We start from the raw sequence: 24,446 nt of genomic DNA on the forward strand, positions 1-24,446 counted from the left end.
ATTCGTACTCTATATTGACCGAATTCAAACGAATAGTAAATACAGAGCAAAATATCCCAAAAAAATAATGCCAAAAACCGTCGTGAAAGCCCCCTTATCATTACGAATCGTTACTTAGGTACCCATACAAAAAAGAACAAGCCCCCGCTTGATTGTAAGCGGGGACCAGCTTAGAAGCATCGTCCTTATCATTCTGGTTTCTCAAACAACGCCATCCACTCATCAACTTGGATGGAAACGACTTGCTCTCCTTCTTTTCCTACAGCAAAGTAGGCGTGGATTTCCTCATCGGCACTTGTGATATGCGCGGTTACTTGCTCAACCTGCTCCTCAGTCTCAGTCGTACGTCTGACCCAAGTGGCATACGGGAACGTCTTTTTACGGATGCGCGAATGACTCTCCACCAGTCCCTCTTGCTCTATCCATGCTAACCATTCGGAGCGTGAGTAGCTTCGTACATGGCTGTGATCCCGAAGTTTTTCCAGCGTATTCACAAATCGATCGAGCTTTTCATCCTCTGCTGCGATATTGTCGATCAACACGAATTTTCCGCCTGGCTTTAAGACACGGGCCACTTCTTTTACAAACGCCTCTGGGTTCGGAAAGTGATGAGCCGCAATTCTGCACCCGACTGCGTCAAAGGATTCACTCAAAAACGGCAGTGTTTCCGCATCCGCAACCACATAAAAGACATTGCTAGTGTGAGATTTCAGATGGTTTCGCGCCGCTGCAAGCATCGGCTGTGTCAAATCAGTCGCAAAGACTTGACCGACATGTGGAGCGATTGCCTTGGTAAGATGACCGCCGCCCGTTGCCACATCGAGAAACACCCAATCAGGCGAAGGAATCAGCCAAGGCTTCAGGAGAGCGAGATCCTCTCCCGTAGCATGTGTCTGGCTGTTCACATACTTTTCGGCATTCGCACCGAACTGCTGTTTGACTTCCTCTTTGATCTTTTTGTCATCGCGCATGAGAATCGCCCTCCTCTATTCTTCGTTCACGATTACTTTCTTCCCTCTCATTTTCATGATCAAGGGAACGGTGATCCAGAGAACCGCAATGATGAGGAACACCAACGATACTGGCTTTTCAATAAAGATAGAAAAATCACCATTGGACGTCGTCAGCGCGCGTCGCAAATTGTTTTCAATCATCGGACCCAACACCAAGCCAAGAACGAGTGGTGCCATTGGGAAATCGTTTTTCGCCAAAAAGTAACCGACGAGTCCACAGAGGAGCAGCAAGACTAGATCAAAGACCGAGACTCGGACTGCGTATACACCAAACACGGAAATGGCAACGATCATCGGGATCAAATATTTAGGTGGTGTCTCAATCAGCTTCGCAAACACCTTTACAAGCGGCATATTGAGGATCAAGAGCATCACGTTTCCGATGAACATACTGGCGATCAAGCCCCAAGCGATGGTTGGATGATCTTCAAACAAGAGTGGACCTGGCTGCACGTTGTACATAATCAATGCACCCATCAATACCGCTGTCGTCCCTGTACCTGGAATCCCCAAGGTTAGAAGTGGGATCATCGCCCCGCCAGATGCTGCGTTGTTCGCCGACTCAGGAGCCGCTACCCCAGCGATTGCCCCTTTGCCGAATTTTTCAGGCGTTTTACTGATTTTCTTTTCCAGCAAATAAGCGAGGAAGGAGGCCAGTGTAGCACCGGAACCAGGAACGATTCCTTTAAAGAATCCAACAAGTGATCCACGGAGAATCGGTCCAGCACTTTCCTTCAAGTCTTCCTTGGTCGGTATGATTCGGGAGATTTTGGCGATCTCCCCCTCATTCACATCACGTTCGAGGATCGTCTTGAACACTTCCCCAAGCGCAAATACCCCTACGGCAATCGTCAAAAATTCCAAACCGGAATAAAGCTCGGGCATATCAAAAGTAAAACGCGCCACGCCGGATACATTGTCTAGCCCGATCGTCGCGATCAATAAGCCAAAAACCGTCATCATCAGTGCTTTGGTGACGGACTTACCTGCCAACCCGCTCAGTGCACATAACCCCAAGATCATCAGTGAAAACTCATCTGCCGGACTGAGCTTGAGCGCTACCTCTGAGAGTGGCTCTGCCAAAAATACTAGACCGATAAGCGAGACTAGCCCTGCAAAAAACGAACCAATCGCAGCGATGGAGAGAGCGACGCCCGCTCTTCCCTGCTTAGCCATCGGGTATCCGTCCAGTACGGTAACAACAGAAGATGACTCACCAGGTGTATTCAACAAAATCGAAGTGGTAGAGCCGCCGTACATCGCTCCGTAGTAAACCCCTGCCAGCAAAATAATGGCGCTGGTCGCCGCTGCTTCTGGCGGCAGTCCACTCGTCAACGAAGCTGTCACTGGAATCAACAAGGCCACGCCACTGATTGGCCCAATCCCTGGCAATACCCCGACTACTGTCCCGATCAAGACGCCGACAAACGCAAAGATGATATTTTGCCATTGCAGGGCAGTAGCAAATCCGTTCAGCAAATAATCAATTGCACCCATTTCATCCACCTCCTACAAGCCTAACCATGTTGGTAAACCAGGCAAAGTGCCATCGAGAACTTCTACGTACAACAAGTAGACACCGAATGAAAACGCACCGGAAATGAGCACGCTGTTGAGCCATTTCCCTTTCTGCATCGTCTGAAATCCAACTAAAAGGAAAAGGAAGGTACTAATCACATAGCCGATTTCCTCTAAAAGCAATACGTAGAATAATGCCGCGACAAGAATGATGAGGAACCGTTTGTAATCGAGCTTTTGCTTCTCTTTCTCGTCCTCTTGCTTGTATTTGAACGTCTCATAAAATAATCGCAGGCTGAGCAGGATCAGCAGACTTCCGAGTCCCATCGGAAAAATGTTTGGTCCGACATTGCTACCGTAAGCGCTCGCCGAAATGTTTTGGCTTCCGACCACAAATGCTACGCCCAACACGAGAAAAATCAGACTGGCGAAGCGGTCAAATGTTTTGCTCACGTGTGTTCCCTCCTGTTCGTACAAGAATCCAGAATGAAGGAGGAGAAGAATCGCTCCTTCTCCATCCCGCATCAAACCTTTTTATTTCGCCATTCCGAGCAAGCCCAGGATTTCCGTGAACATTTTTTCTTGCTCACCCAGGTAGCTCTTGAAGTCTGCACCGTTTTTGTAGCCATCGTCCCAGCCGTTTGCTTCCAGCTCTGCTTTCCACTCAGGAGTCTCTGTCATCGCTTTCAATTTTTGCTCCCAGTAAGCAACAGCATCTGGCGTCATGTCTTTTGGTCCAAATACACCGCGCCAGTTGATCAGCTCCGTGTCATAACCGGATTCTTTGTACGTCGGGATGTCCTTGAACATACCTTTCAAGCGCTCAGGGGAAGAAACACCCAAGATTCTTACTTTGCCGGATTTCAAGTATTCACCCGAACCGGATACATCTGTAGCCAGTACGTCAGCATTGCCACCCAAGAGAGATGCGATCGCTTCTCCGCCGCCATCGTAAGAAATGTATTTCACTGATTTCGGATCAATTCCCGCTTTTACAGCTGGCATCAAAAAGGTCAAGTGATCAAGCGAGCCAGGAGCAGAACCGCCTGCAACCGTTACTTTGGTTGGATCAGCTTTGATTGCATCCATTAACGATTTCAGATCCTTGTATGGAGAATCGGCTGCTACTACAATCGCGCCGTAATCTTTCGTCAATTGTGCCAACGGAGTCATATCATTGTAGGAATGCGGGCTGTTTCCTTCTTTTTTCACATTGTTGATGACGATTGGTGTAGAAGGAAGCAGGAGTTTATAGTTGTTTTTCTTATCCTGCGTCACGAAATCAGCCAAACCTACTGCCTGTCCGCCACCTGGCTTGTTTTCAACGGAGATCGTCTTGTCTACCAGCTTCGTTGCTGACATCACCTTTGCGAGGGAACGCGCTGTTTTATCCAAACCGCCGCCTGCCCCAGACGGAGCGATAACCGAGATAGGTTTTTCTGGGTAGGTAGAAGCTCCTCCAGAGGATGCTGTCTGCCCACCACCTCCACAGGCTGCGAGGCTAAGTGCCATTGCCGTAGTGAGGAGTACTCCGGTCCACTTTGTCCATTTGTTTGATTTTTTCATCTTTATAACCCCCTCGAATGATAGCGTTTTCAAATATGTTAAGGAGATCATAGCATCCGATGAAAACGCTTCCTAGTTTGTTCAGATAATTTGGATAAACACCATATTTATGATTATTTTCATTTTTTTCACGCCAAAAAGACCTGCCGTTCCGATCAGGGAACGTACAGGCCTTACCATTGATTCGACTGTAATACTGCGTCAAGCACCGGTCTCCTTTGGCTGTTTGATCCTGCTGTGGCGGTTCGTCCACGCACGAGCGCCGAAGGAAAACAACGTGAGTACGAGGACCACACGAAACAGATGAAACGCCGTCACTAAGAGCGGATCGGCTCCTGTCGCCAAGGCAGTCAAGCTCATTTCGGCGAGTCCACCTGGCACCGTAGCCAGAATCGCCGTCACGATATCAGTAGCCGTCACGTAAGAAATGCCGATAGCAAGGGCAATCACCATGACGAACAAAAACAGGGAGTGCATCAGGCCGAACAGAAAGAATCGGCGGTTTTTGGCGATGTCCTCTCGTTTGAAACCAAGACCGATGCTGACCCCGATGAATATTTGCGCCACTTGGACCAAGATGCTTGGCAACGCAGGACTCTCTCCCACAAGTGATGTATTCATCGAAATCAAAGCGGTCACGAGCAAGGCACCTAGCAAGAACGGAGCGGGTATATAACAGCGAGACGCAATCAACGCTCCAATGACACCAGCCACAAGAATCATGACCGTCTGCCCAATCCCCAGCATGTGTTCTGTAGTAGCTGTCTGTATGGCAGCATGGGTAGGTAGAAATGTCACAAGATAAGGTGTGCAAAGCACGACGCTAATCGCACGAATCGAGTGGAAAATCGTGATGACTTGCTGATTTCCCCCTGCCATTTGCCCCACCGACACCATTTCTGATAATCCGCCGGGGATATTGCTGAAGATCGCCGTTATTCCGTCTACTCGGCAGACCTTATAAAATATCCAAGCGTTCATCAAACTGATCAAGATGGTCAAAATCGTGGTGACGAGCATCAAACCGATGTGCCCCGTCATCGTATCGACGATTTCAGGTGTCATTCGCAGACCAAGGGTGATCCCGATCACTGTCAATCCTGCTTGACGAAACCAACGGGGAATCCAAAGATTTTTGACCCCAAGCATATTACAGATAACTGTGGTGACTAGTGCTCCGAGCAGCCAAGGAAGTGGGCTGTGGATGGTAGCAAACAGCCAGCCTCCCAGTGATCCGAACAGCAATGTAAACAGAATGCGTAGCAGCATAAGCGTTCCCTCTCCTACTCTCCGACGTTGTATGAAGCTTCTAGGGTGGGGGTACACCTAGTGTAAAACAATTGTTCTCGCAGCAAAAATACAAAATGGTTATCGTTGGCGATTCCTTGCGTGAATAATAAAAAACTGCTGGCTCCCATTCAGAGAGTTCCCAGCAGTTCCTTTTTCCTTGCTTAATCGAGAAATGTTATCTCACCCTGCTCCATGAAGCGTACAAATGCCTTGACCATTTGCAAGTCCATTGAGTCGGCATGATAAAACATCCAGGTACTTCGCTTGATCGGCTCCCCTTCTGCTGTGGTTAGCTCAATCATGTGCAGATCGTCTTTGCCATTCAGCACGCCTCGTGGAAGGATCGCGTACCCCAAACCGTTTGCTACCATTTCACTGCATGTATCCGCCTTGTCGACCTCCATACCGATCAGAGGTGGTTGGGAAAATCGTTCGGTCCACCAGTTGTCCACTAACGCCCGCAGCATCGGATCGGTCTCATAGTCGATTCGCGGCAGGGTGGGTAGGTCGTCGATATGAATGGGTTCCGTGGAAACGACATAGACCGATTCCTCGAACAGCAAGTGCTTTTGGTCGGACCAGTTGTAGCTTCCCCGGACGAAGCCTACGTGCACGTCCTGATTATACACGGACTTGTAGACGTCTTTGCTCCATCCGGTCATCACCTTGTACTCGACGTTTGGATAGGCTTCCTTGAACTTTTTCAAGATCATCGGGAGCTTGTACCGTGCAAAATAGTTGGAAACCCCCAGCCGGAGCGTACCATTGACCTCGTCTCCCATGTTCAAGACATGCTCCTTGATATTGCGCAGTCTGAGGAGCATTTCATCCGCACATTTGGCCAAATACTCGCCTTGAGGAGTGAAATGAACGCCTCTACTCCCCCGTTGCACAATCTGTACGCCAAACTCTTTTTCAATCTGCCGCAGCCGTTTGGTCAGAGCAGGCTGGGACAAATACAAGCTTTCGGCTGTTTTGGTGATGTTTTGTTCCTGGTACAAGGTTTGGAGAATGTACCAATCGCGATATTCCATGGCTATAGTGTCTCCGCATGATTATTTGTCACTTCTTTATTTAACACATTTTTCTCCTTCCTTTTCAAATAGTTTCCAATCACAATTACCAGAAGTGCCAATGCTACCGGCAAAATAATATGCAGCGAAGGCATTACCCCCTCCAGGAAGCTGCCAACTGCTTTGTCTCCTACAATCATTTCTCCTGCTGTATATCCGAGCAATGCCGCCCCCAATAATACGATGATGGGAAAACGATTCATCAGCTTCATCAGCAACTGGCTTCCCCAAATGATGAGCGGAATGCTGATGGCAAGACCGATGATGACCAAAACCAGGTTCCCGTTCGCTGCTCCCGCTACGGCAATGACATTGTCCAGACTCATAATCAGATCGGCAAAAATAATGGTTTTAAGTGCCTCAACAAAACTCGCTCCGCCACCAATGTGACTGTCCTCATCTTCACCTTTTAACAGCTTGACCGCAATCCAGATGAGCAAAAGTCCTCCGACGACTTGGACAAACGGGATGTTCAACAGCCAGATGGCAATGAAGGTAAGGATGATCCGCAGTCCGATTGCACCAAAGCTCCCCCAAAAGGTGGCTTTTTTCTGTAGCTCTGGACTCAGGTTGCGACAGGCAAGAGCAATAACGACTGCATTGTCTCCGCTCAGGACCAGGTTGATCATAATGATTTGTAGTAAGCTAAGTAAGTAATCTGTCATGATGTCTCCCTCCAATATTGCTGATACTGACAATAATAGACCTATCTTTTCGCTAGTGCAGTATTATTTCTATTATTTGCATATATTTTTTTTGAAAGACAGGCTACTTCTTGTATCCATACACAGAATAATCCGCCCGCACTTTTCGAATCGCTAGCCAAACCGGCAGTCCTCTGGCTACCCAGCGCAGGGCAGACATAATATTTTGTTCATTTTCAAACTGCTCGACAATGACGACGGTCTTTTCATTGATGTACGACTGTAGCTCTTCCCACCCCATTGCCGAATAGCGGTCATTACCGTACGTTTTCAACGCCAAAAAGTCTTCGCGTTTGGGGTCCTTCAGCTGGAGGAGATGTTGAATGGCTCTCGCGCATTCGGGATGAATGGTATTATTCATGGTGTCATGCCTCACTTTGGTACGGGATGACTTTATGTTAAACGATTACAGCACGCTTCGCACGCAAATAAAAAAGGCCATCATCACTTTGGTAGGATAACGACCTTTTGTGTTTCTGTTGATTCAGTTTTTCTGCTCTCGTCTTCGTCGTCCGTTGTGTCATGTCTGCAAAAGCGAAAATGCTTCTGTTGAGCTCTGGATTTCTTTTGCCTTCACGGGCCAGCTTTTCCCGTTGCTTGCGTGCTGCGCTTTTTGCCATTGTCTTTCACTCCTTTTTGACGGCTTACTACGATGAATACCGTCCTTGATGTTATCATAGAACGCTTCCTGTGTTGTTGCAACGAAAATAGTAAAATCGCCTACAACTCTTGTCCATTCTTTTTTCTATCTCCTGAATAGGATAGATTGACAGGAGGTGTTGATACTCGATGAAAAAGAAAAGAATCACTGCGAGACGCGTGGAAAACCAAGTGTATTCCAATCGGGTTCTGCGCTCTGAATTCGATCGCAACTGGCGTACAGTAATCTCCAGAAGTGGTTACGTTATCTATATTGCAACAGCGAATCGAGCAAAAATAACGGTACTGCTTTCAAATGGATCTAGGAAATTGCTCATCTTCAGACAAGGTGGAAGAGTATTGGTTGGCGGTGGGGGTACCAGTCATTATAGCAAACCGCACATTGCAAAGGACTTGTAAAATATAGGAATAGCCCTGCACAGTATTGCTTGTGGCAGGGCGATTTTCATTGAACGGATCGCTTACCTCGTCTTAATGATCACCGTCATTTTTTGCTTCACTTTTGTATCCTGAATCATTCCAATGATCTCCGCTCGTTTCCATACAACAAATTTATGCTCTTGCCCATTATGCATCTTGATTTTCATTCCGTTTGGGATCACGAACAGCGTGTTCCGCTTTTCAACTGCCGCAATATCATTCAAGTTTAATTCGAGAGGTTGTGTTTGAATATTGAGACTGTGTGGTTGAAAATAGAGTCTTTCACTCGTAATCGTTAACTTCCCACCTACTCCTTCCATTCCTCTGAATAGGTTTGCCGCTATATTCTCTTGCACGATCGATTCGTTTCGCCTGAGTTCCATCGTTTCCTTTTCCCCTCCGACATACGATTCCGTTTTTTCTCGAATTGGTAGGCACTTCATATTACCATAATTAGGAATAGAGAAACACAATAGATGGCTTCAACAATCTACTGCGTTTCTTTTCATTAACAATCCCTACCTATTCAAAAAAAGCACTGGAGTATTCAACAACGCCCGAGACTTGAGCCAGCGCATTTTCTTGCAGCTCCAACGCCATAAATACCTCATCCGGTACGTCGAAAGGTGCTTTTATTCCCCAGTGCGAAGCTTTTTGGAAGCCAAACTTCGGGTAATATTCGGAATGCCCGAGAACAACAACAGATTGGTATCCCCGTTCTTTGGCTTTTTGGAGGGCTTCGAGAATTAACTTCTTTCCGATTCCTTTGCTTTGGTAATCGGGCAAGACAGACACTGGGGCAAGTGCAAGTGACTCTATGCTCCGATTGTCATTGCGAATGTATATTTTCGACAAAAGAATATGTCCTATGATTTCTTGATTTTCTTCATCAATCGCAACTAGAGATAACGCGGGGATGAATGCATCAGATTTTCTGATGCGAGACACCAATTCATGTTCTTTGTGATCGCTGAACTCTGCATTCGCGAATGCACTTTTTACGACTTGTTCCGTAACAGAATAATCATCTACCTGTTCTATTCTGATCCTCATGTTCATCGTTCACATCTCCTCATTCCATATCGGTTGTGTTGCCCATATGTTACCACATCTATACGGCGAAGCGCCCTGCTCGTATGCCTAGAGACAGGGCGCTTCGTTTGTGTAAGGACACAGGTTAATAAGTAAACTTATTGATCAAAACTTTCAGCTCTTCCGCCAATGACGACAGGGATTGAGCGGAGGATGAGATCTCTTGCATGGAGGCGAGCTGCTCCTCAGTAGAGGCTGCTACTTCCTCGGCTGTTTCGGCATTACTTTTCGCGATGGTGACGAGCACATTGGCTGTCGCGGTTACTTCCTGAACACTAGCCAAGATTTGCTGTGCGATCAAGGAAACCTCTGCGATATGTGGATTGGTCAGTCTGGTGCTTTCCATGATGCCTTCAAACTTGTGAATCGTCTCCTCCGAAACGTTCAAGCCTGCTGCAACATCCAGGCTGACTTTTTCCATGTTGTCGACGGATTGCTTGGTTTCCCGCTGAATCTCTGTAATCAATTCAGAAATTTGCTTGGCCGACAATTGTGATTGCTCAGCCAACAGACGCACCTCTGTAGCAACAACCGCAAAGCCTTTACCATGCTCACCAGCCCGCGCCGCTTCTATCGCTGCATTCAATGCCAACAAATTCGTCTGCTGGGCAATTCCGCTGATGACATCCGAGATCGTGCCGATTTCTTTCGAACGATCATAGAGCGATTTGGTCATGCGATCCGACTGTTCTACCGATTCATGAATCGACTTCATTTGACTCATGACCTGAGCGACAAAGTTGCCTCCTTCTTCTGCCTGAACTGTCGTTTGCTGAGCAGTATCTGACAACACATTAACACTCTCTACTATCCGTGTGACCCCTTCCGAAATGTCCTGTAATGAACGAACATTTTGGTCGATTCCGCTCGTTTGTTGTTCCGCGCTGCCAGCTACGTCCTGAACAGCAGTCGTTACATGCTCGGTTGCAATGCTCGTCTGCTGCGCACTCGCAGTCAATTGCTCCGAAGACGCTGCTACTTGCTCCGCTCTGGCCTCGACATCGGAAATGAGCGCGCGCAGGTTATCCTGCATCGTGTTAAACGCATGGCCGAGCTCACCGATTTCATCGGTTGACCGCACTTTAATCGGGTCAGTCAAATTACCTTGGCTCACTCTGACCGCATGTACCTTCACTTCCTGAATGGACTGGAGGAGGGAACGCAGTACAGCTGCTACAATGAGTCCTCCCAGCAGCAAGCAGATCGTGATCGTCCAAAATGTTTGCGCAAAAATCGGCTGTGCAGCATCCTCAATCTCTGACAGGTACATCGACCCGGCAATTTTCCAGCCTGTAGCCGGATTCGTCACATAGTAAATCTGTTTCGGGATGCTTTGCTCCTCGTAAGTGAATTTACCTGTTTCCCCTTGGTACAAATTGTCGTAAAAACTCTCTTGTGCCAGCGTTCCTGCCTGATTTTCCGGATGGACGACATACTTCTTATTGCTGTCCACTACGATGACATCTCCATCGGTACCGATGCTGACTGAGTTTGCCAGTTGTTTGATCTGTTCAATCCCAACGGTAATGCAGATAACCCCTTCGCCATCCTCCGTCGTTCTTGCTACCGCTACTAAAACCTCACCTGATACCGCCGAAATATATGGCTCCGTAACGACGACAGTCCCCTTGTTTTCCATCGCTCTTTTGTACCAGTCTCTCGTACGCGGATCAAAACCTGCCTGTACTTCTTGCTTAGGAGCGCGGAAGTACTGTCCATCAACCGTTCCCAAACTGATACTGGACGCTTCCGCATGCATACCCATATACATATCCAAATGATGCATGATTTCTTCTTGAACTTCAGCTGATTTCACGCCAGGTGTGATATCTTTTGCCAAATAGTCAGCATCCTTCTTTTTGCCCTCAAACGTATTGCTGACGATGGAGTTGACCAAATCGACGTTTTCGTTGGCGCTGTCCATGATCTGTTTGTCAATTTCTTGTTTCGCTTGATGGTAAGCTAGGCTTCCAACGACAAGGGAAGGGACTAACAGAATCAAGAGAAATGTGATAATGAGTTTGGTTCGATAGCTTCGAAACCAATTTCGCAATTTAGTTTTCACTTCATTTCATCTACTTTCTAAGTTGTATTTGGATAAACGTTTCGTGTTGGTGAAGTCCTAATTTTTTATATCGGTAACGAAGGAAGGTTAATTAAGTAAAAAATATATAGAACTGCAATAGATAAAAAAAGCCGGGAATATATCGCCCCCCGAGCCATAGAAAAACCGCCCTGTTTATGTATGATAGACAGGACGGTCGGTATTGGTAGACTATTTAGTAGCGAAATTTATTGATCATCGTATTCAGCTCTTCTGCCAACGATGACAGAGATTGGGCAGATGCTGAAACTTCTTGCATCGATGCGAGCTGCTCTTCTGTAGAAGCGGCTACTTCCTCTGCTGTTTCTGCATTGCCTTTTGCAATCATCGCCAACTCGTTCGCTGTCACCTTTACTTCCGCAACAGCTGCTACGATTTGTCGAGCGATCGACGAGACCTCCTCGATACGAGGATTTGTTTGTTTCGTGCTTGTCAAAATTTCCTCGAATTTATCAATCGTACCTTTGGAAATTCGCAAGCCTTCCGAAACATCGCGTCTGACTTTCTCCATAGTCTCAACGGATTCTTGCGTATCACGTTGAATTTCTACGATAAGGTCGGAAATTTGCTTGGCCGATTCCTGCGATTGCTCTGCCAACAGCCTTACCTCTGTTGCTACAACCGCAAATCCTTTGCCATGCTCGCCTGCCCGTGCCGCCTCGATCGCTGCATTCAGTGCAAGCAGGTTTGTTTGCTGCGAAATTCCACTGATCACTTCGGAGAAGGCGACAATGTCTCTGGAGCGTTCTGAAAGGGAATGAACCATGTGATTGAGCTGTTCCACAGACGCGTGAATCGAGTCCATCTGGCCCATTACCTTCTGAACCGATTCGCCGCCTTCACCTGCGTGAATAGTTGTTTGCTCAGCGATATCCGTCAATCCATGTACACTCTCCACAATTTGCGCTACGCCGTCTGATATATTTTGGAGAGAGTGGACGTTTTGGTCAATTCCATTCGTTTGCTTCTCTACGCTGCCAGCAACTTCTTGCACGGCCGTGGCAACATGCTCAGTGGCGATGCTCGTCTGCTGCGCACTCGCGGTCAATTGCTCAGACGAAGCGGCCACTTGTTCTGCTCTTGTCTCTACATCCGAAATGAGCGTGCGCAGGTTGTCCTGCATCGTATTGAAGGCGCGACCCAGCTCACCAATCTCATCATTGGAACGAACCTGGATAGGCTCAGTAAGTATACCCTCACTCACTTTGACTGCATGTACCTTGACCGCATGAATAGATCGGATAATCGAGCGCAGTACAACCGTTACGATCAATCCTCCTACAATCAAGCAAATAGCGATTGTCATGTACGTAAAGGTGAAGATTGGCTGTACAGAGTTCTGTATCTCCGAACGATCCAGTTTTCCAGCGATTTTCCAGCCAGTCAGCTCATTCGTCGTGTAGTGCACTTCTTGTTCGTTGCCTTGCTCGTCGTAACGGAAGTCACCTGATGCACCTTCATACAATTTTTCAAAATAGCTCTCTTCCGCTACAGTGCCAGACTCTTTTTCTGGATGAACAACGAACTTCTTGTTGCTGTCCAAAATCATGACGTACCCGTCGCTTCCGATACTGACCATATCCGCCAGACCTTTGATCTGCTCGACACCCATCACAATTCCGACCACACCTGATCCATCATCCGTCGTTTTAGAAATGGTAACGAGGACTTTGCCTGATGCTGCTGAGACATACGGCTCCGTAATGACAGCCTTCCCCTTATTTTCCATCGCTTTCTTGTACCATTCTCTCGTTCGCGGATCAAAACCTGCCTTTACTGTTACCTTCGGGGATTGATAATACTGGCCGTCCACTGTCCCCAAACCAATGCCATTCGTGTCCGGAAGCATTCCACTGTAAATATCCAGATGCGGCATGACGAGCGCTGCACTGTCTTTGGTTGGATACATGCTTTTGTTAACGGTTTTGGCTAAAAACTCAATGGTGTCCAGCTTGGGTTTAATCGTACTCGTCACAATCGAATTGACCAGCCCGACATTTTCTTTAGCGCTGTTCAAGATCTGTTTTTCCATCTCCTGCTTCGCCTGATTGGAAGCCAGTGTTCCAACGACAATAGTAGGAACAAGCAGAATCAATAGAAAGGCTGCGATTAACCTCGTTTTAAAGCTTCTACTCCAATTTATTAGGCCAACTCTCACTCATTCTCAACTACTTTCTAGGTTGTATTGGGGAAATTTTTTCCATGATATAACCCCAATCTAATATCGGCTAGGAATGAATGAGTATTTAGTGAAAAATTTACGAATAAAGTATTTATCTGTAAGCCATTTCAACCGCGCTTCATTTTCCCCAAGCGAATGAACTGTTCGTCACGTACACGAAGCTTTTCTGAAACAGACGTATCCTTATACGAGTAAATACCTGCTCCGGTCTTGGTGCCGAGATTGCCTTCTGCTACTCTGTCTTCAATGATGGCGGGTGCTTTTGTCGACGCATCCAGCTCTGGCGCCAGGTTATCCATCACACGCTTCCACGTATCAAGTCCGCCAAAATCCGCCGTCTCAATAGGCCCGACAAAAGCCCAACGATAGCCAATGCCCTCTTTCATCACCGTATCGATCTGGGCTGCATCTGCTACACCTTCTGCGAGCAAATGAAAAGCTTCTCTCATCAAGGCTGTTTGTAGCCGATTGGCGATAAAGCCCGGTACATCCTTTTTCAGCAAAACCGGAGACTTCCCGATCTCTTCCATTAGCTGCATCGTCTTGCGAACCACTTCCTGCGCGGTCCTCTCGTGCTTGACTATCTCGACCAACGGAACCAATTGAGCCGGATTGAAAAAATGTGTAATGATATAGCGTTGTGGCGTAGTTGCTTTTTCGATCAGTCGCGCAATCGAAAACGTAGACGTATTGGAAGCAATAATCGCATCTGGCCTTGCGTATTGCTCCAGCTTTTCAAACAGCTCCCACTTTAGCTCGATGACTTCTGGTACTGCTTCTGTGATGACTTCTGCATCAGATACTGCCGCTCGCAAATCCGTGGTCAGGACAATATGTTCGAGTGCTGTTACTCTAGACTGGTCTGCAATCACTCCCTCTGCAACCAGAAGGGAAAGGCTGTGCTCGATGCTAGCTCTCGCTTTCATCAAAAACTCTTCCTGCAAATCGTAAAGAGAAACACGAAATCCAGCCAATGCATATAGCTGCGCGATTCCATGTCCCATAACACCTGATCCGATAACAGCCGCATGCTTTTCCATAGAATGAGCCTCCCAGGGTGAAATAGGTTTACTAACAAAGCTTTCCACGATCAAATACCTAGTTCCTGCCAAGCAAATTCCTACTACTTTTACCGAAATTCATTCCTATGGCGCTTGTTGGGGAAAGCAAATTTTTGTACCATTAAAAACGCTTGAATGAACCCAATTCTTGGAATGCACGTTTTATATCCGGAGGTACACATGAAACTACTGAATAAAGTCGTGGTCATCACAGGAGCCAGTCGAGGATTGGGTCTTGAAATGGCAAATGTTCTGGCAAAAGAAGGAGCGATTGTTTGGGCAACCTCTCGATCCGCGCCTCATCCCAACGAAATCGCACACGCTGAACCGGGAAGTGTGACGAATATACAGCTAGACGTGACAGACGAGCAAAGTGTCCTTGCCCTATTTGCGCGTGTACAAAGGATATACGGACGTCTAGATGTCCTCGTCAACAATGCAGGAGTCGGCGTGTTTAAGCCTGTTGAACAAACAAGCTTAGAAGAATGGGAGAATGTTTTCCGCACTAATGTAACTGGACTCTTTCTTTGTAGTCGCGAAGGATACAAGGTAATGAAAGCTCACGGGGGCCGAATCATCAATATCTCTAGTGTCTCAGGCTATATTCCCATTGCGGAAAACGGCGTTTATGGTGCTTCGAAATTTGCCGTCCAAGGCTTTTCCCAAATTTGCAATGAAGAATGGAAAAACGACAATGTAAGAGTCTCCACCATTTTTCCCGGCGCCGTTCATACAAACATGACGGAGGACCGGCATTTTTTTGATCCGAGTGCGATGCTCGTACCAAAAGATGTGGCAGATACCGTGTTAGATATCGCCTCCCGTCCCCTCCACGTTCGAATCGATGAAGTCAAAATCCTTCCTCCTAAAGGCATTCTCTAAATGACAGATTAATAAGGAGAGTTTACAAATGCAGCAAGTAGCAATGATCACAGGAGCAGGCAATGGGATCGGGGCCGCAGCAGCAAAACTTTTGGCTCAACATGGGGTCCATGTCGCTGTTCTTGATGTACAAGAAGAAAAGGCACAGTTAGTCGCCAAAGAAATCAATCAGGCAGGCGGTCAAGCCTTGCCCATTCGCTGTGATGTCGGTCAACGAGCGCAGGTTGAAGAAGCCATCCAGCTTGTGGAATCGCATTTCGGGGATGTCACCATCTTGGTCAATAATGCAGGAGTGGGCGGGCCATTCCACCGGGTAGACGAGGTCTCCGATGAAGAGTGGGATTGGATCATGAATACCAACCTGAAGAGTGTATTCCTATTTTGCAGAAACCTGTTGCCCAAAATGAAAGAAAGGAACTACGGGCGGATCGTAAACATCGCTTCCATTCAGGGCTTACTAGGCTCTGCACATTCATCCACCTACGTCGCTTCCAAACACGGCATGATCGGCTATACAAAAACAATTGCGGCGGAATGGGGAGAGCACGGGATTACTTGTAATGCCATCTGTCCGGGGTATGTGGATACTGCGATGGGCGTACGTCCGGAGGATATTTCTGATTATATGAATCGGGTCATCGCCAAAAGCCCGGTAAAACGTGTAGCTCATCCATTGGAAATCGCCCAGATGGTTTATCATCTCGTCGGACCACATAGCGGGTACATCAACGGAGCCAGCATCACCATGGACGGCGGGATCAGCAGTCACATCGGAATTACGGATCAGTTGTCCTAGTTCGGACACGTAGAAAAGGCCGCACGCTCGGTCAGCTTCCACCGGGCATGCGGCCTTTTTCCCCTATAAAAAGCGACGATGTACCTTCTTCCCATCGTACGTAAACAACACCTGTCGATCCTCCACCATCGATTCCAGATGAACGGATTTTCCCCATAGGGAATAGACGTAAGGCAATGTTTTTTCTACGTATTTGACATCCAGCTCCAGCCCCTCGAAATGATGCTTCAAGTACAGCTCGCCGGAGCGTAAGTAATCCCCATCGTGCACGAGTACATAAGGGAATCCCCCATTAACCCGTGTGCCCGCAAGACCATCGCGTACCTTTTCCCACTGCTTTTCCGCGACAACCCAATCGTTGCCCTGCTTGCCGAACATGTACAAATCCAGATCACTGACGAGGTCCTTGGTCAGGAAGTTACGAATGAAGCTGATGTCGGACTCCAGCTCCCGCACCTCGAAAATTTTCGCGCGTCCCTCTCCTGGCTTGCGTCCGAAGCGTTCCTGCTCTTCCTTGGTCGGATTATCCCAGCGTTTCTCAATGTCCTCCAAAATTTTCAGACCCAAATGATACGGATTAATGCTCGTCGTCGAAGGCTGAATGACGGAGGAATGCAGCTTGGCAAACTCGATCGTCTCCGATTCAGTCAGCTCCATTTCCCGTAGGATGCGCATATGCCAGTAGGTGGCCCAGCCTTCGTTCATGATCTTCGTCTCCATCTGCGGCCAGAAATACAGCATCTCATCCCGAATGATCGTCAGCACATCCCGTTGCCAATCGTCTAAGATATTGCTGTATTCCATAATGAACAGCAGGAGGTCTTTTTCCGGCTCTGGCGGGAATTTGCGTGGTGCTTTTACCAGCTCGGCTTCCTCTTTTGCTTTGCGGTCCAATCCCCAGAGATCGTCATATGGGGATCGCCGTTCGTTCTTCGTCTTTTTGTTCATTTCCTCTGGCTCTCGTTTCCAACGCAGCTTTGGACGCAGCAAGCTCGGATCGATATGCTCCTGAATCGCCAAGCTCGCATCGAGCAAATTCTCGACAGCATCCTTGCCGTACTCGATTTCATACTGGCGAATCCGCTCTCCACTGGCCGCCATACTTTCGACCATATCCCGATTGGTGTTGGAGAAGCGCACATTGTTTTTGAAGAAGTCGCAATGAGCAAGGACGTGAGCCACAATGAGCTTGTTTTGGATCAAGGAATTGCCGTCCAAAAGAAACGCGTAACAAGGATTGGAGTTGATGACGAGCTCATAGATTTTGCTCAGATTCAGGTCATATTGCAGTTTCATTCGGTAGAACGACTTCCCAAAACTCCAATGAGAAAATCGTGTCGGCATTCCATACGCGCCAAATGTATAAATGATGTCAGACGGGCATATCTCGTATCGCATCGGGTAAAAATCAAGATTGAACCCTTTGGCGATCTCGGTAATTTCGTCAATGGATCGCTCCAGTTCGTTTCGCTCGTCGTTGGTCAAATCGTTTCGCCTCCCCCTTTTGCCGTCGGTCTACTTTATGTATATGGGGGAAACAGCTAAAAGAAACATCCTACTTATTAAAATCAATTACGTTCTGTACTAATTTTTACAATTGATTTCGTTTACCAAACTTACGATTTTTTCAATTTCATGTCTCTTCCGTTTAAACCAATCTTGTGACCAAATGCGGTGTATTTTCCATCCGAGCGACTCAAGAACTTGTTGTCTCAGCCTATCCCGATCTCGTGCCGTTTTGGAAGAATGATAAGTAGCTCCATCGCACTCAATACCGAGTAAATACCTCCCTGGATGATTAGGGTCTACAACCGCAAGATCAATTCGATATGAGGAACATCCCACCTGTTTGTGTAAGATGAGTCCTCGAGCCGTTAATGCATCATAAACATCTTCTTCTAATGGGGAATCAAACCCAACATCTGAATTGGTACTACTATTCGGATTAAATTTTCCTCTGGTGCTGGCATAATACAAATAACTTTTTAGAAGTTGAGGGCCTAGTTTGTTCAGCTTTTCATCATCTAAATCCGTATGGAGTATGCTAGAAACGATTTTGACTTCGTATTTTGCACGAGTAATAGCTACATTTAAACGACGTTCACCACCGGGTTTGTTAAGTGGCCCAAAGTTATAATGCAATTTCCCGTTCCCATCTTTTCCGTATCCTACGCTAAAAATAATCGTATCCCGTTCGTCTCCTTGTACATTCTCGAGATTTTTAATAAAAAATGGTTCAGCAGTATCCTCAGTAAAAAATTTCTCGAACTCTGGTCGTTTCTTTCGTATCTCATCTACATAATCACGTATCGCTTCTTGCTGTGCTTCACTGAATGCAATTACTCCCAAGCTTCGGCGTGAATTAAGGAAATGCTCAAAGATCAGCTTCGCTACTGCCATTGCTTCAATCCGGTTTTTCTTACTTCCTCCACGATCATAAACTCCCTCTGAAACGTAAACAAGTGACACCCCATCGTTATCGGCTGAACTTGAACTTGGGAACGTGTAAAGATCGTTGTTATAGATTTCACGGTTCGAAAAAGCGATGAGTGACTCATGTTTACTCCTGTAGTGCCATTTTAGTGGTACGGTTGGCATAAATACAGCTGCTTCGTCAAGGACACTCTCATAAATTTCATTTGTTGAATCCTCTTCATCAATAAACTCCTCGTCTTCTTCGGCTGTAGTCCCAAAAAAGCGTGTTGGTGGTAACTGTTTATTGTCACCGGCAATAATGATTTGTTTGCCTCTCATGATAGAACCGATGGCATCCTCTGAACATATTTGGGATGCTTCATCAAAAATAACTACATCAAACTTGATGATATTCGGATCGATGAATTGGCTAACAGACATGGGACTCATCATCATACAAGGCTTTAATGCTGTAAGCAGATTAGGTATCTCAGAAAATAATCGACGAATAGCTTTATGTCGTTTTTGCTTTTGAACTTCTCTACTTAGAATAGAAGCTTCAGTATGTTGTATACCTGTAAATGAATTAAGAAACATTTCTTTATTATTCATCAAAATATGATGAAGCCGTGCTCCATTTTGCTTTATTTGAGCTTGATCCGTATTCTTAAATTCATCCAGAAGTCGTTGATGCTGATCAAAATAAAACAGGGATAGACTTGGGAGCAGAGAATACGCATAATCTAACCATAGTTTATAAAACCGTTTAAGGAATAAGTCACGGGTATTCCCTTGATGGTCATCTGGATTCATGATTTCATAAACAAATTCCGCAATTCCATATTCGGAAGATTCCTGCAATACATTTTGAAAAGCATTCCATTCTTCTAATTTGTAGGATTCGTCAACCCAAACATCCAGATGTTGAATGATGTTACGTAAATCCGCTTGCTGGAAAGTATTTTGTCCAAATAATTTGGCATCCCTTGGGAAAACCGTAAAAAAGAAGTCCCTCTCTCTTACCGTGTTATTCCAAGCAATCGCTATTTCTCTAACATGCTGCATGAATTGAGCATATTGGATGCGAGATTCATCAAAGATTAACTCAATCATTGATTCAGGAACCTTGCCATCCCAAATATCCAATAACTTTTGAGTCCATTGAATTGCCGAAAATACTTCATTCCAATCGGTTTCATATCTATGAAACAGTGGACCATAGAGATACTGATAATCATTCATCACATTTTCAATGTTTTGCTTCATTTCCATGTACTCTTTTATTTCATGGATATCTGCTATAAATTCTTTGCTGTTTTTCCACCTATTTTTATTTGAGAACTGGGTTAATTCGTTTACACCTGTCTGTAATTCTTCAGATATTTCATGGATTCTTTGCAAATTACCTTCAACAAATAAAAGATCTTCGTCTTTTTGTTCCAATACATTTGCGATGTGTACCTGGTCGAATAATATTCCCATCTGGTTATTAAACCGAGAGAGTGCCTCCGTTATTTCGTGGAACTTTGTTTTCACTCGTTCCAACTGATAGCTATTCAAGTCAAGCATTAGTTTTTCAATACCTGATTTCGGAAGCTCGGCAGCTTCCAAGAAAGAACAAAGTTCATATACATTGATCATATTCTGACACAGTTGTTCCCAATCGGTTCGTTCACCTTGATAAGTCTTACCAAAACGCCTCTTCAATTCAGGATCCGCTTCAGTTATCCAGGCTTTCTTTTCCACCAATTTTACTGCCTGCCTGAGGTCCTTACTAAGCTCTTCGTATGATAGGTTTGTTTTCTCTTTCTGAAATAATTTTAGCTTTTTCTTGTCATCCCAAAATCTTCTCTTAAAGATACGAAAGAAACCCGCATATTCGTTCATAAATCTTTGAAAAACATCTTTCACATCTATCTCGTTCAGTAAATCAAGATCATACCTTTGTTCAAATGCCATACGCTCACTTGTGTACTCTTCAAACTTGCTTTTCGTCTCTCTGACTTCCTCAATTAGTTGCTGATGTTTAGCTCGTTCAAACCATACAGGGGTTGGGGTTGGATTTATTAAAATGTACTTCCCAATGGTCAAAAATGCTTGAATATTGTTTATAGATACATTCGGAAACTGTACTCCAAATATTTCATTTGAAAAAGCTTGCGTACTTAACAAAATCGCTAGTTCTTTCTCTGTCTTTTGGACGGCATTCAGAAGTTCTTGTTTACAAGCTACAATGTCATCAAGAAACGTATCTGGATTCTTTATTAGTCCATGCAATTCATGCTGGAACTTTCTTGATATTGTATACTCAATTTGATCAAGATCTAAGGAAATCACATTTTCGTTATAAAACTCGAACAACTGATTTTGTTTCCCTGCAAATCGTAGAAACGTTTCCTTCATTTGATCATAAACTTCTTTGCTAGTATCATACGATTTATCATCACTAAGCCAATACCTAGGAATTTTGGGAATTTGATTCAACGAGTTACTTAGATTTTGAATTCGCTCTACTGTTTCTGGAGTCGTCCCCCAATACGCCCAGATAAAAGAAGGCATGTTCCTAATTTTATCTTCCACGCTTTCGAGTCCATTAGCTAACTTACGAAAATTGGCGGAGATGTTGCCTTGCAATTCAAGCGTGAAACGTGTCTGTAAAGCCCCTCTCCATACATGTTGTTCATGGTTTTTTATCACATCAGAATAAGTCTCCATTTTTTGCAAGAGTTCATTAATATCCTCTAATCGTGAACGATTGACGGATTGTATGTCTTCAATGGTATAGGCTAATTCATCAACATCATGCATCTTCGCTAAAAGGCCATGGACATACTGTGGAGTTAATTGCAAGGGTTCAATTTTTGTGTGTAAAGCATCCACATACTCATTCAATCTTGCCTTCATTCGATCAAAAGAATCAAAATTTACTGGGGATCGATTCGGCGAATAAAGTAACCCAGAAGTTCGAATTAACTCCTCTAATACATACCTTTTGCTGACATTATTGCTATGTAACTCAAGACAAAAGTCACCGAGGAATTGATCATCCAAACGTTTTTTAACCACATTTAGGGCTGCCTTTTTCTCGCTGACGAATAGCACTTGTTTTCCTTTCGCAAGAGATTCAGCAATAATATTCGTGATAGTTTGACTCTTACCGGTTCCAGGTGGACCACTGATTATAAAACTTTTTCCTTTTTGAACTGCCAATATAGCTTCTTGCTGACTTGAATCTGCATCTAAAATTTGAAAGGATTCAGCTGACCGAGTTTTTCTGTCGTGTTCTCGAATATCTTCATAGGAATCCCTTTCAGAATAAGTCGTTTGATCAGAAACGCCTGCCAATTTTTGAACTAGCTCGTGTTTCTTTAACAAATCAGCATACTGCTCAAAATCTTTGAACATTACGAGTTTACTAAATGAGAACAATCCTAGATAAGAGTCCTTTACTACTTCCCAATCCTTTTGATTTCTGATTTGGGATTCAAATTGAGTAATGATATCCGCTAATGTGAGGTCGCCTTCTTCTTGGTTAAAGGAAAAATTTAATCCAAAATCAACTTTTAGTTTTTGAAGTAAGGTAGGATTAATTGTTACCTCATCAGAATATTTTTCGATACAATACGGTTCATTTACATTCTCTCTTTTTAAGATTACGGGGAGCAGTACAATTGGCGATTTAATATAAATATTGCTGTCATCTGATTCTTTCCACTTTAAAAAACCAAAGCCAATGAAAAGCGTGTTGATCCCTTTTTCATCACTGAAGGTTTTAGCTTTCAAACGAATACCATTGAGCTGTTTTTCTAATTTTCCATATGCATTTTCAATTTCATCTTCATCCTTATCTGCAATCTCTCCCCATAATTTAACTTGTTGGTCTGCTTCACTAACCGTAATGTCTTTACTACGTTTCTTCCGTCTTTTCTCTTTCAAAACATACGCTTGCATATCAACAATGCTGTTTACTTTATATTGGTAATCTTCAAGTAATCCACTGAACAAATCCTCCATTTCCATCTTAAAACGCAGGACTGAAGAACTGTTTTCAGCAAAGTTAAGTAAGCGATTTCGTTTGGAAAGATCAATAAGGTTTGATTTCCATTTATTCAATTTTGATTCAAGAATTTGTTCGTATTTGATCGCCAATTTTACCCAATCCCTTTCATGCATGATTTCCTGTATGTTTTTACTGCACCCTCGATATAAAATATGAGTAATTTATACTAATAATTCGATGGTAGTATTTTAGTGCAAAAAAGTAAATTGCCCGCAAAAAAATAAACTCCTTCATCAAGTGAAGGAGTAAAGCAGCTTAGTACTAATTTTCAACAGTTAACTGTCTAAGAAATGAATTATAATTAACCCACTAAATTTGTACAATTTCCTTTAATTCCATAATCAAACGATCAATCTCTTCCGGAAGCCTGTAATTAAGATTAACAGTCTTTACTGATATCTCAATTTTCCTGTCATGAAAAGTTTCGTTATAATATTTCGGTAGTTCCATAGGTAGTATTTGATTGTTTGGATATAGTAAAACAATCTTACTACACTCAAACTCTCTTGCATATGCATACATTTGATACATATCTTGCTGACTAACTCCAAAGTTCAATTTTCTATTGTCTAGGACTTTCCATTTAGTATCAATTATTTTTACTATTTTTCCTTCATCTTGGTTATAAATACAATTATCTGGCATTAACCTAAATGCCCCGCGATTTTGTAGATTTTTAAGCAAAAACCTTGATGTCCCATCACGTTTTGTCAAAACATTGCTTTTTTCGTCCATTACTTTGTCTTTATACTGCACTAAAAGGTTTTGGATAAATTTCTCATAGATAACATTCATATCAAAAAGCAGGCTAAAACTTTGTGAAGAACCACTACTTAAATTTGGTGATTCATCTTCCCAAAATACCTTACACATTCCAAATATTTCCTTATAAGACTGATGTACGGTCCTTGGCAAGCTTAACAAATTGAAATCACTAATGCTAAACTCCCTTTCATCTACCTCCGAGAATAAGGCATTGAGTAACTGAAGTTCTTTCTTATTAGTTGAAAGTTTCGAAATGTTGGTGAGCTTACCTATAGTTGCTTTCAATATCCTATTTGGTATATTCTGTATGGAATATTCGTCATAGCCAACATAAAACTTACTTCGGTTATAAAAATTCTTTCGTAAATGCTCGGGCACTATTAGTTTCCCCTTGAGAAAGGGAACATTTTCTTCGATCTGGTTGTATTGATGGATCACACCAGCTTTAATGGCAAAGGTCAATTTGTCTATAAAAACTTTAATAAAGCATTCCAAAAACGTGTGTTTTTGAGTATCATATCTTCCAAGGTCTTGAACCCTAAAAGGAACTTCTCTTGCGACTGTCAACATGTAAAGGAGATTTCTTCTGATATTTTGAAAATCATCCACGGACAACTTCGGTAAAATTTCCACTTGTAGATTTGCGACACTTGCTACTCCTATCCATTGTTGGGGGATGATCTGATTATTACCCCATTTAAAAATGGACTTGCCCTGTTCTCGTTCCAATTTCTCTAGCAAAGAGGCTTGTGACCTAGTTATCATCTTTTTTTCAAGCGAGAACCGATTACCTATTAGTATCGCTTCATATTCCTTTACACTAATGACTGGTATCATGGAACCAT

At 44.5% G+C, this 24,446-nt stretch carries 20 protein-coding genes; 3 read left to right on the top strand and 17 right to left on the bottom strand.

The window, feature by feature from the left end:
* Window positions 1-188: 188 nt before the first annotated feature.
* The 9 genes from HP399_RS25045 to HP399_RS25085 form a co-directional block, all read right to left on the bottom strand.
* Window positions 189-971 (bottom strand): class I SAM-dependent methyltransferase, encoded by a 783-nt coding sequence (locus HP399_RS25045; RefSeq protein WP_173621302.1) that lies wholly within the window; start codon window positions 969-971, stop codon window positions 189-191.
* Window positions 972-986: 15 nt separating this feature from the next.
* The gene (locus tag HP399_RS25050) at window positions 987-2,510 is read right to left on the bottom strand and encodes a tripartite tricarboxylate transporter permease (RefSeq protein WP_173621301.1); all 1,524 of its coding nucleotides are present in this window, start codon (window positions 2,508-2,510) and stop codon (window positions 987-989) included.
* A 12-nt stretch (window positions 2,511-2,522) separates the two neighbouring features.
* A complete protein-coding gene (locus HP399_RS25055; RefSeq protein ID WP_173621300.1) occupies window positions 2,523-2,984 on the bottom strand; it encodes a tripartite tricarboxylate transporter TctB family protein in 462 nt (153 codons plus the stop codon).
* Between the two features lie 81 nt (window positions 2,985-3,065).
* Entirely contained in the window at window positions 3,066-4,097 is a 1,032-nt protein-coding gene (locus HP399_RS25060) for a Bug family tripartite tricarboxylate transporter substrate binding protein (protein WP_173621299.1), read from the bottom strand.
* A gap of 201 nt (window positions 4,098-4,298) precedes the next feature.
* Window positions 4,299-5,366, bottom strand: coding sequence for an AbrB family transcriptional regulator (locus HP399_RS25065; protein WP_173621298.1), 1,068 nt, complete (start codon window positions 5,364-5,366; stop codon window positions 4,299-4,301).
* A 182-nt stretch (window positions 5,367-5,548) separates the two neighbouring features.
* Window positions 5,549-6,421, bottom strand: a complete 873-nt coding sequence (locus HP399_RS25070) for a LysR family transcriptional regulator (protein WP_173621297.1) — start codon at window positions 6,419-6,421, stop codon at window positions 5,549-5,551.
* A 2-nt stretch (window positions 6,422-6,423) separates the two neighbouring features.
* Window positions 6,424-7,125, bottom strand: a complete 702-nt coding sequence (locus tag HP399_RS25075; protein WP_173621296.1) for a TerC family protein — start codon at window positions 7,123-7,125, stop codon at window positions 6,424-6,426.
* Between the two features lie 103 nt (window positions 7,126-7,228).
* Complete coding sequence (locus HP399_RS25080) at window positions 7,229-7,525, bottom strand: hypothetical protein (protein WP_173621295.1); 297 nt, start codon at window positions 7,523-7,525, stop codon at window positions 7,229-7,231.
* A gap of 37 nt (window positions 7,526-7,562) precedes the next feature.
* Window positions 7,563-7,784, bottom strand: coding sequence for a hypothetical protein (locus HP399_RS25085; protein ID WP_007722284.1), 222 nt, complete (start codon window positions 7,782-7,784; stop codon window positions 7,563-7,565).
* A 169-nt stretch (window positions 7,785-7,953) separates the two neighbouring features.
* Here HP399_RS25085 and HP399_RS25090 point away from each other — a divergent pair, with 169 nt between their 5' ends.
* Window positions 7,954-8,223 (top strand): hypothetical protein, encoded by a 270-nt coding sequence (locus HP399_RS25090; RefSeq protein ID WP_007722283.1) that lies wholly within the window; start codon window positions 7,954-7,956, stop codon window positions 8,221-8,223.
* 62 nt (window positions 8,224-8,285) lie between these two features.
* Here HP399_RS25090 and HP399_RS25095 read toward each other — a convergent pair whose 3' ends face one another.
* From HP399_RS25095 to HP399_RS25115, 5 genes are all read right to left on the bottom strand, one after another.
* Window positions 8,286-8,627: a GRAM domain-containing protein gene (locus tag HP399_RS25095; RefSeq protein WP_173621294.1), complete on the bottom strand. Its 342-nt coding sequence runs from the start codon at window positions 8,625-8,627 to the stop codon at window positions 8,286-8,288.
* Between the two features lie 139 nt (window positions 8,628-8,766).
* Window positions 8,767-9,303: a GNAT family N-acetyltransferase gene (locus tag HP399_RS25100; RefSeq protein WP_173621293.1), complete on the bottom strand. Its 537-nt coding sequence runs from the start codon at window positions 9,301-9,303 to the stop codon at window positions 8,767-8,769.
* A gap of 118 nt (window positions 9,304-9,421) precedes the next feature.
* Window positions 9,422-11,401 carry a methyl-accepting chemotaxis protein gene (locus HP399_RS25105; protein WP_173621292.1) on the bottom strand — a complete coding sequence of 660 codons (1,980 nt, stop codon included), beginning with the start codon at window positions 11,399-11,401 and terminating at the stop codon, window positions 9,422-9,424.
* A 214-nt stretch (window positions 11,402-11,615) separates the two neighbouring features.
* A complete protein-coding gene (locus tag HP399_RS25110; RefSeq protein ID WP_173621291.1) occupies window positions 11,616-13,598 on the bottom strand; it encodes a methyl-accepting chemotaxis protein in 1,983 nt (660 codons plus the stop codon).
* A 131-nt stretch (window positions 13,599-13,729) separates the two neighbouring features.
* The gene (locus tag HP399_RS25115; RefSeq protein ID WP_173621290.1) at window positions 13,730-14,662 is read right to left on the bottom strand and encodes a 3-hydroxyacyl-CoA dehydrogenase family protein; all 933 of its coding nucleotides are present in this window, start codon (window positions 14,660-14,662) and stop codon (window positions 13,730-13,732) included.
* Between the two features lie 201 nt (window positions 14,663-14,863).
* On the opposite strand from HP399_RS25115, the gene HP399_RS25120 reads away from it, so the two are divergent.
* Both HP399_RS25120 and HP399_RS25125 read left to right on the top strand, forming a co-directional pair.
* Window positions 14,864-15,565 (top strand): SDR family oxidoreductase, encoded by a 702-nt coding sequence (locus tag HP399_RS25120; protein WP_173621289.1) that lies wholly within the window; start codon window positions 14,864-14,866, stop codon window positions 15,563-15,565.
* A gap of 28 nt (window positions 15,566-15,593) precedes the next feature.
* Window positions 15,594-16,361 (top strand): SDR family NAD(P)-dependent oxidoreductase, encoded by a 768-nt coding sequence (locus HP399_RS25125; protein ID WP_173621288.1) that lies wholly within the window; start codon window positions 15,594-15,596, stop codon window positions 16,359-16,361.
* 63 nt (window positions 16,362-16,424) lie between these two features.
* Here HP399_RS25125 and HP399_RS25130 read toward each other — a convergent pair whose 3' ends face one another.
* The 3 genes from HP399_RS25130 to HP399_RS25140 form a co-directional block, all read right to left on the bottom strand.
* Window positions 16,425-17,846: a SpoVR family protein gene (locus HP399_RS25130; RefSeq protein WP_173621287.1), complete on the bottom strand. Its 1,422-nt coding sequence runs from the start codon at window positions 17,844-17,846 to the stop codon at window positions 16,425-16,427.
* A 99-nt stretch (window positions 17,847-17,945) separates the two neighbouring features.
* Window positions 17,946-22,925 (bottom strand): DUF4011 domain-containing protein, encoded by a 4,980-nt coding sequence (locus HP399_RS25135; protein WP_173621286.1) that lies wholly within the window; start codon window positions 22,923-22,925, stop codon window positions 17,946-17,948.
* Window positions 22,926-23,145: 220 nt separating this feature from the next.
* On the bottom strand, window positions 23,146-24,438 hold the full coding sequence (locus tag HP399_RS25140; protein WP_173621285.1) for an McrC family protein: 1,293 nt from the start codon (window positions 24,436-24,438) through the stop codon (window positions 23,146-23,148).
* Window positions 24,439-24,446: the final 8 nt, after the last annotated feature.

This window comes from Brevibacillus sp. DP1.3A (assembly GCF_013284245.2).
Classification (GTDB): Bacteria; Bacillota; Bacilli; order Brevibacillales; family Brevibacillaceae; genus Brevibacillus.

Excerpts from the sequence above, each read along its gene's own strand:
- HP399_RS25095 (WP_173621294.1), bottom strand. The coding sequence starts at position 8,627 with ATGGAACTCAGGCGAAACGAATCGATCGTGCAAGAGAATATAGCGGCA.
- HP399_RS25120 (WP_173621289.1), top strand. The coding sequence starts at position 14,864 with ATGAAACTACTGAATAAAGTCGTGGTCATCACAGGAGCCAGTCGAGGA.
- HP399_RS25060 (WP_173621299.1), bottom strand. The coding sequence starts at position 4,097 with ATGAAAAAATCAAACAAATGGACAAAGTGGACCGGAGTACTCCTCACT.
- HP399_RS25065 (WP_173621298.1), bottom strand. The coding sequence starts at position 5,366 with ATGCTGCTACGCATTCTGTTTACATTGCTGTTCGGATCACTGGGAGGC.
- HP399_RS25080 (WP_173621295.1), bottom strand. The coding sequence starts at position 7,525 with ATGAATAATACCATTCATCCCGAATGCGCGAGAGCCATTCAACATCTC.
- HP399_RS25140 (WP_173621285.1), bottom strand. The coding sequence starts at position 24,438 with ATGATACCAGTCATTAGTGTAAAGGAATATGAAGCGATACTAATAGGT.
- HP399_RS25070 (WP_173621297.1), bottom strand. The coding sequence starts at position 6,421 with ATGGAATATCGCGATTGGTACATTCTCCAAACCTTGTACCAGGAACAA.
- HP399_RS25100 (WP_173621293.1), bottom strand. The coding sequence starts at position 9,303 with ATGAACATGAGGATCAGAATAGAACAGGTAGATGATTATTCTGTTACG.
- HP399_RS25050 (WP_173621301.1), bottom strand. The coding sequence starts at position 2,510 with ATGGGTGCAATTGATTATTTGCTGAACGGATTTGCTACTGCCCTGCAA.
- HP399_RS25045 (WP_173621302.1), bottom strand. The coding sequence starts at position 971 with ATGCGCGATGACAAAAAGATCAAAGAGGAAGTCAAACAGCAGTTCGGT.
- HP399_RS25115 (WP_173621290.1), bottom strand. The coding sequence starts at position 14,662 with ATGGAAAAGCATGCGGCTGTTATCGGATCAGGTGTTATGGGACATGGA.
- HP399_RS25075 (WP_173621296.1), bottom strand. The coding sequence starts at position 7,125 with ATGACAGATTACTTACTTAGCTTACTACAAATCATTATGATCAACCTG.
- HP399_RS25090 (WP_007722283.1), top strand. The coding sequence starts at position 7,954 with ATGAAAAAGAAAAGAATCACTGCGAGACGCGTGGAAAACCAAGTGTAT.
- HP399_RS25125 (WP_173621288.1), top strand. The coding sequence starts at position 15,594 with ATGCAGCAAGTAGCAATGATCACAGGAGCAGGCAATGGGATCGGGGCC.
- HP399_RS25085 (WP_007722284.1), bottom strand. The coding sequence starts at position 7,784 with ATGGCAAAAAGCGCAGCACGCAAGCAACGGGAAAAGCTGGCCCGTGAA.